The 11,417-nt window shown below is 39.7% G+C and carries 10 protein-coding genes and 1 pseudogene; 3 read left to right on the top strand and 8 right to left on the bottom strand.

The annotated features are described in order from the left end of the window. Nucleotides 1-124 precede the first annotated feature (124 nt). From V7147_RS09000 to V7147_RS08970, 7 genes and pseudogenes are all read right to left on the bottom strand, one after another. Nucleotides 125-1,746: pseudogene (locus tag V7147_RS09000) on the bottom strand (ABC transporter substrate-binding protein). A gap of 51 nt (nucleotides 1,747-1,797) precedes the next feature. After that, nucleotides 1,798-2,763, bottom strand: coding sequence for an ABC transporter ATP-binding protein (locus tag V7147_RS08995; protein ID WP_335367518.1), 966 nt, complete (start codon nucleotides 2,761-2,763; stop codon nucleotides 1,798-1,800). Continuing rightward, the gene (locus V7147_RS08990) at nucleotides 2,735-3,751 is read right to left on the bottom strand and encodes an ABC transporter ATP-binding protein (RefSeq protein WP_335367517.1); all 1,017 of its coding nucleotides are present in this window, start codon (nucleotides 3,749-3,751) and stop codon (nucleotides 2,735-2,737) included. The genes V7147_RS08995 and V7147_RS08990 overlap by 29 nt, the downstream gene beginning before the upstream one ends. A gap of 201 nt (nucleotides 3,752-3,952) precedes the next feature. Next, nucleotides 3,953-5,704, bottom strand: a complete 1,752-nt coding sequence (locus V7147_RS08985) for an ABC transporter ATP-binding protein (protein WP_335367516.1) — start codon at nucleotides 5,702-5,704, stop codon at nucleotides 3,953-3,955. Nucleotides 5,705-6,086: 382 nt separating this feature from the next. Continuing rightward, complete coding sequence (gene ntdP / locus V7147_RS08980) at nucleotides 6,087-6,617, bottom strand: nucleoside tri-diphosphate phosphatase (RefSeq protein ID WP_136379427.1); 531 nt, start codon at nucleotides 6,615-6,617, stop codon at nucleotides 6,087-6,089. A 481-nt stretch (nucleotides 6,618-7,098) separates the two neighbouring features. Further along, nucleotides 7,099-7,353, bottom strand: a complete 255-nt coding sequence (locus V7147_RS08975) for a YgaB family protein (protein ID WP_335367515.1) — start codon at nucleotides 7,351-7,353, stop codon at nucleotides 7,099-7,101. A 429-nt stretch (nucleotides 7,354-7,782) separates the two neighbouring features. Then, nucleotides 7,783-7,959, bottom strand: a complete 177-nt coding sequence (locus V7147_RS08970) for a gamma-type small acid-soluble spore protein (RefSeq protein WP_335367514.1) — start codon at nucleotides 7,957-7,959, stop codon at nucleotides 7,783-7,785. A gap of 152 nt (nucleotides 7,960-8,111) precedes the next feature. Here V7147_RS08970 and V7147_RS08965 point away from each other — a divergent pair, with 152 nt between their 5' ends. Beyond that, nucleotides 8,112-8,333, top strand: coding sequence for a cytosolic protein (locus tag V7147_RS08965; RefSeq protein ID WP_335367513.1), 222 nt, complete (start codon nucleotides 8,112-8,114; stop codon nucleotides 8,331-8,333). Between the two features lie 146 nt (nucleotides 8,334-8,479). Here the strand turns inward: V7147_RS08965 and mutY are convergent, their stop codons facing one another. Then, nucleotides 8,480-9,559, bottom strand: a complete 1,080-nt coding sequence (gene mutY, locus V7147_RS08960; protein ID WP_335367512.1) for an A/G-specific adenine glycosylase — start codon at nucleotides 9,557-9,559, stop codon at nucleotides 8,480-8,482. A gap of 262 nt (nucleotides 9,560-9,821) precedes the next feature. Here mutY and V7147_RS08955 point away from each other — a divergent pair, with 262 nt between their 5' ends. Both V7147_RS08955 and V7147_RS08950 read left to right on the top strand, forming a co-directional pair. Continuing rightward, nucleotides 9,822-10,805 (top strand): metal-dependent hydrolase, encoded by a 984-nt coding sequence (locus tag V7147_RS08955; RefSeq protein ID WP_335367511.1) that lies wholly within the window; start codon nucleotides 9,822-9,824, stop codon nucleotides 10,803-10,805. A gap of 349 nt (nucleotides 10,806-11,154) precedes the next feature. After that, nucleotides 11,155-11,313, top strand: a complete 159-nt coding sequence (locus V7147_RS08950) for a small, acid-soluble spore protein K (protein WP_335367510.1) — start codon at nucleotides 11,155-11,157, stop codon at nucleotides 11,311-11,313. Nucleotides 11,314-11,417: the final 104 nt, after the last annotated feature.

Here is an 11,417-nt window from a genome sequence, read left to right as displayed (position 1 = left end):
TGCTGGAAAGTTTCCTTTAAAAATCTGTTGCATCCGCCGGAGGCATTACTTTGATCAGTCGGGATTAGAATCCTGACTGATTAAAGTAAAGGGGAGTTAAAAAACTCCCCTTTACATCTCACCTTTATTCGAACTCAACCATTGTTAAAATATCGGATCCAGTTGGGTGTGGTAGTAATCCCTTAAGATTACTTTTACCAGCAAGTAATGGTGTTGAGTGAACAAGTGGTGCCCAAGGTGAATCCTCATGGATGATTTCTTGCGCTTTTTTATACAATACATTACGTTGTTCTTGATCCGGAATGGTTTGGGCTTCAATTAAAATATCATGAAGCTCGTCATTGCTGTAATAAGAATAGTTATTACTTCCAATGCTATCTTTATCTAATAATGTATAGATAAAGTTATCCGGGTCACCATTATCCCCTGTCCAACCTAGCATATATGCATCAAATTCTCCTTTAGCCGCTTGCTCTAAATACGTACCCCAGTCAACAGACTTAATTTCTGCTTTTACGCCGATTTCGGCGAAGCTAGATTGAATGACTTCTGCTACTTTCATACCATCTGGCATATAAGGACGCGGTACAGGCATTGCCCACAGATCCATTTCAAATCCATCAGCGAAGCCTGCTTCAGCTAATAATTCCTTCGCCTTATCTAAATCGTAAGGATATGGATCAATCTCATCATTGTAGCCTTCTAATGCTGGTGGAAGTGGATTTTTTGCAGGCTCTGCAAGGCCGCCGTAGAATGCTGCAATAATCCCCTCTTTATCAATAGCATGGTTTAATGCTTGACGTACGAGCTTGTTATCAAATGGTGGTCGATTCACTGTAAATCCTAAGTAGCCAATGTTCATTGAAGGACGCTCAAAGGTTTGAAGGTCCGGATTCCCTTTAATTTGTTCAAGGTCAGATGGATTCACACCATCCATTAAATCAATTTCACCTGCAAGCAATGCATTTAAGCGTGCGGAGTTTTCAGGGATGGATCTAAAAATAATTTTATCTAGCTTCGGATAGCCATCCATCCAATAATCTGGATTCTTTTCTATGATAATTCGGTCATTTTCTTTCCATTCTACAAATTTGAATGGACCAGTACCTATTGGATTTTTCATAAAATTATCCCCAAATTTCTCAAGGGCAGCTGGACTTGCAATACCAAACGGAGACATTGCTAAGTTTTTTAAGAAAGGTGCTTGCGGACGATTTAACGTGAATTTAACCGTATATTCATCCTCTGCGATTACTTCTTTAATCACATGACCTTCATCCCCTTTAAATCCTCCAAACATNNGAATTGATCTGAATCGCCATTCATCCAACGCTCAAAGTTCTTAACCACTGCCTCTGCATTAAAGTCTGATCCATCATGGAACTTAACCCCTTCACGCAACTTCAACGTATATTCGAGACCATCCTCGGAAGGTGTCCATTCAGTTGCCAAACCTGGATGTAATGTTGTATCTTGCTCTCCATAGTTAATTAAGGTTTCGAAGATATTAACCGTTACCTTAAAGGTTTCCCCCTCTGTAGTTGAAATTGGGTCCAGCGAAACGGAGTCCCCACCACGTCCAAATACGAGCTCTTTTTGCACTTCTTCTGATGGCGTTTCTCCTGCTGGTTTTTCTCCTTTATTCGGGCTTTCATTTCCTTTTTCACTTCCTCCATTACAGCCAACTAACGCTGTTGATATCAGGAGTAGGAATAGAAGTGAGAGTAATAGGCCTTTCCTCTTCAACAAAGCAATTCCCCCTTTAAAGCATTTTTTTATCATGAATGTTGTATGTCATTAATAGAGATGACAAGCAACAAAATGACCTTCTTCTACCTCTTTAAATTCAGGGCGTGTCGTTTTGCATATTGCCATACAGCTCCGACATCTTGTATGAAACGCACATCCAGCAGGTGGATTGGTTGGACTTGGAATCTCCCCGGTAATGCCCATTGTCTCGTTTTTATAATCAGGGTCTGGAATCGGAACAGCTTCTAATAGTGCTTCTGTGTATGGATGAAGTGGCTTTTTATAAAGCTTCTCGCTATCTGTTAATTCTATGATCCTTCCTAAATACATGACGCCCACTCTATCACTTATATGCCGCACTACCCCTAAATCATGTGCAATAAATATATAAGTCAGGCCATATTTCTTTTGCAAATCCTCCATGAGATTTAATACCTGTGACTGAATCGATACGTCAAGTGCAGAAACTGGTTCGTCTGCGATAATTAAGGAAGGATTCGTCATTAACGCCTTTGCAATACCAATGCGTTGACGCTGACCCCCACTAAATTGGTGCGGATATCTCTTTGCATGATAACTGCTTAAGCCGACCACCTCTAGCATTTCTTGTACTCTTCGTTTTCTTTCCTTCCTATCGCCTATTCCATGAACAATCAGGGGTTCCTCTAGTATTTTTTCGACTGTATGTCTTGGATTAAGGGAAGCATATGGATCCTGAAAAATGATTTGCATGTCACGCCTTAGCTTTCTCATTTCAGACATTGATAGATTCGTTACGTCCTTCTCTTCAAAAAGAACCTGACCTTCCGTTGGTTCCAAGAGCCGTAAAATAAGTCTTCCGGTTGTGGACTTTCCACATCCACTTTCCCCAACGATTCCAAGTGTTTCACCCTTATTCACAAAAAAGGAGAGTCCATCAACCGCCTTGACGTCTCCTATCTTATTTCCAAACACTCCGCCCTTAACCGGGAAATACTTTTTTAAATTATGGACTTGTAGTAAAGGCTGTGTCACGATGGCTTTCCTCCCCACCAATTTGTAAAAAGCAGCGAACACGATGCCCCTTATCGTCGACATCGTAAAGCTCAGGATTTTCTGAAAAGCAGCGCTCAAATGCAAACTCACAACGTTCTGCAAACCGACAACCATGTGTAATCGAGCCAGGCCTTGGTACATTCCCGGGAATCGAATAAAGCCGCTCATTTTTCTTACGAATATCGGGTACTGATTTTAATAATCCTTTCGTATATGGGTGCTTTGGATTTTTAAAAATGGACGAGACTTTCCCTTCCTCCACAATCCTTCCGGCATACATGGCAGCGACCCGCTCGCAAATTTGGGCAACGACACCTAAGTCATGGGTAATCAGCATGATGGCCGTATTCATTTCTACATTCAATTCCTTCATCAGCTTTAAAATTTGTGATTGGATCGTAACGTCTAAGGCAGTTGTCGGCTCATCGGCGATTAATAGTTTTGGGTTGCAAGCCATTGCCATTGCAATCATCACCCTTTGCCTCATGCCTCCTGATAGTTGATGTGGGTATTCATTTATTAATTCTTCTGCCCGTGGGAGACCGACCCGTTTCATGCTTTCAATTGCCTTTAGACGGGATTTTTTCTTGTCCAATTTCAAATGAATCTTGATTCCCTCTACCATCTGGTCACCAATCGTAAACAGTGGATTTAGTGATGTCATCGGCTCCTGAAAAATCATTGCAATCTCATTTCCTCGAATTCGACGCATCTTTTTTTCAGAGAAATGAACGAGATTATCACCATTAAAAATAATCTCGCCACCGACTATTTTTCCTGGAGGAGTTGGAACTAGTCCCATTATGGATAAAGATGTGACGCTCTTTCCGCAGCCTGATTCTCCGACTACCCCTAAAATTTCGCCTTCGTTTATATGAAAATCAACATCGTCCACTGCTGGTATTTCCCCTTCATCCGTAAAGAAGGAGGTACGGAGACCCTTCACCTCTATTATTTTTTCACCCATCCATTACACCTGCCTTTACAAGAAGATTTATTAAAAAGTTGTCTCAATTATTACCTCATTGTAAAAAAAGGCTTCGAGATTCGAATGAAATATTCCGCTATTTTCCGACACCATTTCCCTGGAAATAACAAATATCATATGTAAATTGAGAAAAATGTCGAAAAAAATAGACGCAGAGTATAATCTCCGCGTCCATTTTCCTTAATCATCTAGTTGTTGAACCTGGAACAGATCGTAATAATGACCTTTTTTGCTCATTAATTCAGCATGTGTTCCAATTTCTACGATTTCCCCATGTTCAATGAGGACAATTTTATCTGCATGTGTAATGGTTGATAACCGGTGCGCAACGATGAAGGTCGTTCGATTTTTCGCAAGTTCCTCTAGTGATTCCTGAATCAGGTGTTCACTTTCAAGGTCCAATGCAGAAGTCGCCTCATCCCAAATCAATAATGGCGGATTTTTTAAGAAAACACGTGCAATTGCTATCCTTTGTTTTTGACCACCTGATAGCTTTACGCCTCTTTCCCCTACTTTAGTATCATAGCCATGTGGGAGATTTTCAATAAATTCATGAGCATTCGCCGCTTTGGCTGCTTCAATAATTTCTTCATCGGTTGCGTCTGGTTTTCCAAGAAGAATATTATGCTTAACTGATTCACTGAATAAAAAGGTATCTTGATGTACCATCCCAATTTTATCACGGAGGCTTCTAGCTTTATAGGAACGTATGTCAGTCCCATCTAATAGAATTCTTCCTTCTGTCACATCATAAAACCTCGGAATTAGGCTCACGAGAGTTGATTTTCCACCACCGCTCATGCCAACTAAGGCTACCTTTTCCCCGCTTTTAATATCTAAATTGATATTCTTCAATACAATTTGATCATTGTCATCATCCCCATAGGAGAATGAAACATTTTCAAACTTCATATTCCCGGATACATTTTTACATTCAACCGCATTTGGTTTATCGACGATATCATACTTTTCATCAATAAATTCAAAAACACGGTCCATTGACGCAAGTGCCTGCGTTAATGTTGTCGATGAGTTCACGAGCCGTCTTAACGGATTATAAAGTCGGTCTATATATGCAACAAACGCAACTAACGTACCTACCGTTAGATCCCCTTGAATGACCTGATACCCAGCATACCCAATCACAAGAAGTGGTGCGATATCGGTAATTGTATTCACGACCGCAAAAGTTTTCGCATTCCAGCCTGTATGGTCCAATGCCTTCTGTAGAAAATTACTGTTTTGCTTATCAAAAAGCTTTTGTTCATGATCTTCAATCGCAAAGCTACGGATAACAGGAATCCCTTGAACCCGTTCATGGAGATATCCCTGCACCTCTGCTAATGCCTGTGAACGAGCTCGTGTAAGATGGCGCAGTCTACCATAAAAATATTTAATCGAAAATCCATAGAGTGGGAATAAAATGATGGACACAATTGTTAATGGAACATCTAATGTCAGCATGATGACGATTGCTATAACGATTGTAAAAAGATCGAGCCACAAGTTCATCAATCCAGTAATTACAAAAGTCTTCGTTTGCTCCACATCGTTAATAACTCTTGAAATTACTTCACCGGCTCTAGTATTGGCATAATACCGAAGACTCAGCTTTTGAATATGGTCAAATAGCTGATCACGGATATCATAGAGAATTTTACTGCCGACCCATTGTGCATAATATTGACGATAGTACTCAACTGGCGGTCGCAGTACAAGGAAAATGAAGAGCATGATTCCCATCGCAAGGAAAAGCTTGGACAGTTTTTCATCTTGTGCTAAATCTGCTGCGATGACATCGTCCAAAACATATTTTAGTAATAATGGTGTGAGCATCGGAATTGAAAATTTAATAATTCCAATGATAATCGTAATAAAGATTTGAAACCGATACGGTTTCACGAATTTCATATAACGTCTAGTACTCCCCAAACCTCTGACCTTCCTTCAAGTTGTTGTGCTATTAAAATGTTGAAAACCTGTCGCTATTTTCAACAGCTTTGATAATAAATCAAATGCGCCTTAGCGTATTTGCACCCAGATTTTTTAGGCCCACACCAGATAGGTCACAAAGACGAAGACATCAGGCCGTGGCGTTCTCAGTCTTTGATCCTATGCGAGATACAGTGAAACTTCAATCTGTGGTCGTCTTTTGCCACAGATTGTTAGTTGAACCAATCAGGCTTTTACTGGAAATTGCCATTTATGAGGGCTTAGTGCCAGTTAACGCTGGAAAGTCTCCTTTGAAAATCTGTGGCATCCGCCGGAGGCTTAAATATATTAAGCAGAAGTCAGGGACTTCTGCTTAATATATTTAACTTCTGTAGGTTAAATAGCGCTCATACCAGATATCAATAAAGTCTGGTGCAAAGGGACCTTTACGTCCTCGAATCCATTGGATTAGCTTGTCCACATTATTCTTTAAAATCTTATCGATTACATCAGGATAGTTCATTTCACGACGGTGCTTTTCATATTCATCCTCGTCTAAAAGGATAAATGTCATATCCGGGAATACTTTAATATCCAAATCATAATCAATATATTTCAATGCTTCGTCATCGGAAATAAAAGGTGAACTGATATTGCAATAATAATACACTCCGTCCTCACGTATCATTCCGATAATATTAAACCAATGGCGCGCATGAAAATAACATATGGCCGGTTCACGTGTAATCCAAGTACGACCGTCGGATTCTGTCACGGTTGTGCGATCATTTCCTCCAATAACAAGGCTTTGTGTTCCTTTTAGCACTCTCGTTTCTTCCCAAACACGGTGAATATGACCATTATGTTTATAGCTATGGATTTGTATTTTGTCTCCTTCCATGGGAATACCCATTCTCTCTCCCTACTTTCACTTTTGGGCAGCTTTGTCTACAACAAAGAAAAACCTTTTTCTATTATTATAACGGTTCATTCTATATTTTATCAAATACGACATGTCGTATTTGCGCCCAGATTTTTTAGGCCGACACGAATTGGGTCACAAAGACGAAGACATCAGGCCGTGGCGTTCTTAGTCTTTGAGCCTATGCGAGATAGAGTGAAACTTCAATCTGTAGATGCATTTGGCACAGATTGTTAGTTGAGGTCCACAGGAAGTGGGTCACGAAGACGTTGCCACATGACGTGGCGTTCTTAGTCTTCGTTCACTTTCTCAGGCTTTTACTGGCACTTCCATGAAGGCTTAGTGCCAGTTAATGCTGGAAAGCTTCCTTTGAAAATCCGTGGCATCCGCCGGAGGCTTTAATGTTATTCACCCAAGAGGTGAATAAAGTTAAACAAAAGAGCCATCGTTATTTTTCGATGACCCCTTTTGTTTACACAGGTTGATGGATTTTACCCTGATAAGATTGGATGACTTCTTCGGTTTGTTTTTGGAATAAGTCATGAATTTGCATAAGTTCTTCCTGCATCCGCTTAATCTCTTCTTGTATCATTTCGAGTTCTGTTTCTTTTTGAAGTTCTAAAATTTGAGCCTCAATTTCCTGACATCTTTCAATTTCGGATTGAATGAAAAGTAGCTTGTCCATTGTTTTCAATTGTTCACCAACAAGGTCATTAAAATTGCTCATCATGTTATCCTCCTATTGTCTATGAACTATACTTATTGTTATAACCTATTATTTCTGTAAATAGACTCAATTTCCTTTGTCTTTCTATGTAGAGAAATAGGAGGTTTTGTCAAAACAAAAGCTTCAGCGCCTCGATAGGGGAACATCGACTAACTTCTGCCACGTCCTGTGGCAAACGTCGATGTCAGCACTTCCTCGAAAATGCAATGCATTTTCTTCGTGCGATGATTATGCTGTCGAGGCTTTCCTTGTCCTGTGCAAGTCCGACAAGCACATGACGGCTGGCTAGAAGGTTGTTCTTTAACCTTCTCGACAGATTGGCTTGTGACCTACAGGGGCTAGGCGCTGTAGCTAGACGCAAAAAGTGAAAAACACTTCCAGCAAATGCATGGAAGTGTTTTTTGTTAAGTATTAAATATTTAGTTTATGTTAGCCTTGTCCTTTGTTAGACTGAGACTTTTGGTTTTGAGCTCTTACTTCTTGAGCATTTGTTTCGCTACCAAACTCAGTACCGAATTGACCACCAGCACCTTGAGATTGAGCGTTTTGTTGTCTTACTTGCTGAATGTTTGTTCCAGCTGAAGACTTGTTTGGTTGTTTAGCCATTGTTATCACCTCCACGACCATTAATTTGTCCAAGAAGTGAATGTAATATCCCTAAAAATAATTTTAAAATTACTAAATAAGTAGGATAATTTTTCAACAATTGGATAATCTTATTAATTGAACAAAGGATTTTTAAAGGAGGGTAATTGAAGATGTATGCTGGTCGTGACATGACTCATTTATCAATGCTCCCAAAAAATGAATGGAAGGAAAGCGAGCTTGCTTTTTTTCACCATTCCTTTCAGCAAATTGTTCCATATTTAAATGCGGAGGGTCAATCCCTTCATCGTGAAATCATCCAAGAAATCCAAGCCAGAGGCGGTTTCCATCGTAACCATGACTATACCAGTGATATTAGAATGTCGTACGACTGAAAGAAAAGTGCAAGGCGCTCAGCCTTAGACGACAAGCATAAGAAAAGCGCTGACGGAAGGCGTAATTTGACTTCCGAAGCGATGGCTAGACCAGGGAGTCGATGGCGCCTGGAGCTAGACCAAAAATCATGATCAAAAAAGCTTTCTCACCGAGTGAGAAAGCTTTTTAATATTTTTTGATGGGAAACGGGGAATGTATATTCCTCTAATTCCTTTAAACTAACCAGCCTTAAACTGTCGGTTTCTTTGACTGTGCCTTCGATTTCCCCTTCAAAAACAGTGATATTCCATATTAAATGGGAAAATACATGCTGAATTGTTGTAAATGCTTGGCCAATCTTTGAATCGACTTCATAGTTATTTTTTATAAATTCAATAAGCTGTTCCTTTGGAGCTTGCAGTTCTGAAATCGTTTCGTGATTTGGAAACTCCCATAGATTTGCCAGAAGTCCTTTTTCAGGACGTTTATGAATTAAAAATCGACCCTCTTTGTCCATTAAAACTACAGCTGCCATTGAAACGGCGGTTGGGGACTTTTTCTTACTTTTTACGGGGAGTTCTTTCTGAACACCTTCAGCAAAAGCTTTACAATGCTCTTGAACCGGACATAATAAGCATGCTGGGTTTCCGGGAACACAAATTAATGCTCCTAATTCCATTAAAGCCTGATTAAAAGCGGATGGATTTTCTTTTGAAATAATTTCTCTTACAATATCCTCAAACAACTGGCGGGTTTTTGGTTTCGCAATATCATCCCATACGGATAAAATCCTTGAAAGAACACGCATCACATTGCCATCGACGGCAGGCTCTGGAATCCCATAAGCGATACTTAAAATTGCTCCAGTTGTATATGGCCCGACACCTTTTAGACTTGATATCTCTTCCACTGTGTTTGGAACCTTGCCATCATAGGTTTCAGCCACTTCTTTAACAGCGGCATGAAGGTTTCTCACTCGAGAATAATACCCTAAACCTTCCCAAGCTTTGAGTACTTTTTCTTCTTCTGCTTTAGCGAGATCTTCGATGGTCGGAAACTTGGAAACGAAATTCTCAAAGTAAGGAATAACCGTATCAACCCGTGTTTGCTGAAGCATGATTTCAGAAACCCATACTTTATACGGATCCTGATCGCGCCTCCAAGGAAGGTCCCTTTGTTCTTTTTCAAACCACTCAATTAAATCCTTTTGAAATTCATTTATCGAAAAATTTTCTAACATTTTCATTAATTAATACCATTCCCATTCACAAGGTGTTATTATAAATCAAATACGTCTTGACGTATTTTGCGCACCGATTTTATGCCCACAGGATGTGGCGTTTTTAGTCTTTGATCTTACTGCTCGAAAAACTCTTTTGAAAAATCGTGACATCCGCTGGAGTCTGTAACTTTATTCAGCCCTGCTGAATAAAGTTATAAATAATTTATCTTAAAAGTGAAAATTGGTTACATTAATCTTAGGAACGTTACAAAAAGGAGGTTCCATTTTGGATACAGGAACACATGTCGTTATGGGTCTTGCTTTAGGTGGTATCGCCACTCTCGACCCAGCTGTCACAGTTAACCCCGCTACTACTCATGCCGTTATCTTTGGAACGCTAATTGGTTCACAGGCACCAGACCTTGATACCATCCTTAAATTGCGAAACAATGCCAATTATATAAAAAATCACCGTGGAATTACACATTCCATTCCAGCTGTATTACTGTGGCCGTTATTAATCACCGGCGCTCTATTTTTCTTTTATCCCGAAGCGAATTTATTTCATCTTTGGATGTGGACCTTTATCGGTGTAATCCTCCATGTGTTTGTCGATATCTTTAATGCGTATGGAACACAGGCATTGCGTCCCTTTTCACATAAATGGGTAGCGTTGGGCGTTATCAACACATTTGATCCATTTATTTTCCTCATGCATTTAGCAGGGATAATTGTTTGGAAACTTGGGTTGCATCCAGGAGTTACTTTCTTTTCGGTCTATACCATCCTTTTTGTCTATTATATCATCCGGTTTCGAATGCGAAATAAGGTTGAGGCAGCAGTTCGTGCAAAAATCGAAGACGAAATTAAAGAAATCATTATTTCGCCAACCTATCGATTTAGTCAATGGCATATTGCGATCGTGACTAAAAGATATTTTTATGTCGCACGTGCCAAAAACAAGGAAATCATTTTACATGATCAATTTGTAAAACGCCCAATTCCTGATACGCCTGTTATAAATGCTGCGAAAAAGGACAAGAACCTAGCTGCATTCCTTCACTTCTCACCTGTTTATCGATGGGAAATCGATGAGTATGATGATCATTACGAGGTTCGCTTTATAGATCTTCGTTATCGAAGTAAAGGGCATTATCCATTTGTAGCGGTCGTTCAGTTAGACCTTGATCTAAATATTATAACATCCTATACTGGCTGGATTTTTAGCGAAGAAAAGCTTCGTAAAAAACTTGAGCTCATTCCAAGCTAACCCATTTCCCCATAACAATCAATGTTATGGGGATTTCCATTAATTCACGTCATCCATTTTACATGTTAAGAAGGCAAGAACTCCATACTAGTAATACGTGTTTAAAGGCGATTATTTCCCTTTTTACACGGTGTCCAACTCAGTTTAATTTTTTTCAGTATAAGTCCTACTTCCTACTTAGTGGTAGGATGAAACCAATTAGAAAATCAAATAAATACAGGTTTAAAACTGGCTGAAAAAAATTTAAAGCCTCCGGCGGATGCCACGATTTTTAAAGGAAGATTTTCGAGCACGCTCGAAAAAAATCGGGCGCAAATACGCCGGGCTCATTTGATTAGGAGGTATTCGCATGCGGAACAAAAAACAAGGATTCCCAAACCAAAATAAGAATAAGTTTCAGGGTGAACCTAGAGCAAAAGCTGAATACGCTTCAACAAGAGCAGATGGTTCCATTAACACACATCCACAGGAGAGAATGAAAGCTTCAAGTGAACGACACGATTTTTAAACAGGAGTTTTTATGATCAAAGACTAAGAACGCCGTATCTTTGGCAACGTCTTTGTGCCCCACATCACATGAGCCTAAAATCGAATCGAGAACAACTTGGAGGT

Source organism: Bacillus sp. JJ1521 (assembly GCF_036965165.1).
Lineage (GTDB): Bacteria > Bacillota > Bacilli > Bacillales > Bacillaceae_L > Ferdinandcohnia.
Note: the sequence above shows the minus strand (reverse complement) of the source record. Positions and strands in the feature narration are given on the sequence as shown.

Bases quoted from the DNA above. Each gene is read 5' to 3' on its own strand.
- V7147_RS08950 (WP_335367510.1), top strand. From the start codon at position 11,155: ATGCGGAACAAAAAACAAGGATTCCCAAACCAAAATAAGAATAAGTTT.
- V7147_RS08965 (WP_335367513.1), top strand. From the start codon at position 8,112: ATGTATGCTGGTCGTGACATGACTCATTTATCAATGCTCCCAAAAAAT.
- ntdP (WP_136379427.1), bottom strand. From the start codon at position 6,617: ATGGGTATTCCCATGGAAGGAGACAAAATACAAATCCATAGCTATAAA.
- mutY (WP_335367512.1), bottom strand. From the start codon at position 9,559: ATGAAAATGTTAGAAAATTTTTCGATAAATGAATTTCAAAAGGATTTA.
- V7147_RS08970 (WP_335367514.1), bottom strand. From the start codon at position 7,959: ATGGCTAAACAACCAAACAAGTCTTCAGCTGGAACAAACATTCAGCAA.
- V7147_RS08990 (WP_335367517.1), bottom strand. From the start codon at position 3,751: ATGGGTGAAAAAATAATAGAGGTGAAGGGTCTCCGTACCTCCTTCTTT.
- V7147_RS08975 (WP_335367515.1), bottom strand. From the start codon at position 7,353: ATGAGCAATTTTAATGACCTTGTTGGTGAACAATTGAAAACAATGGAC.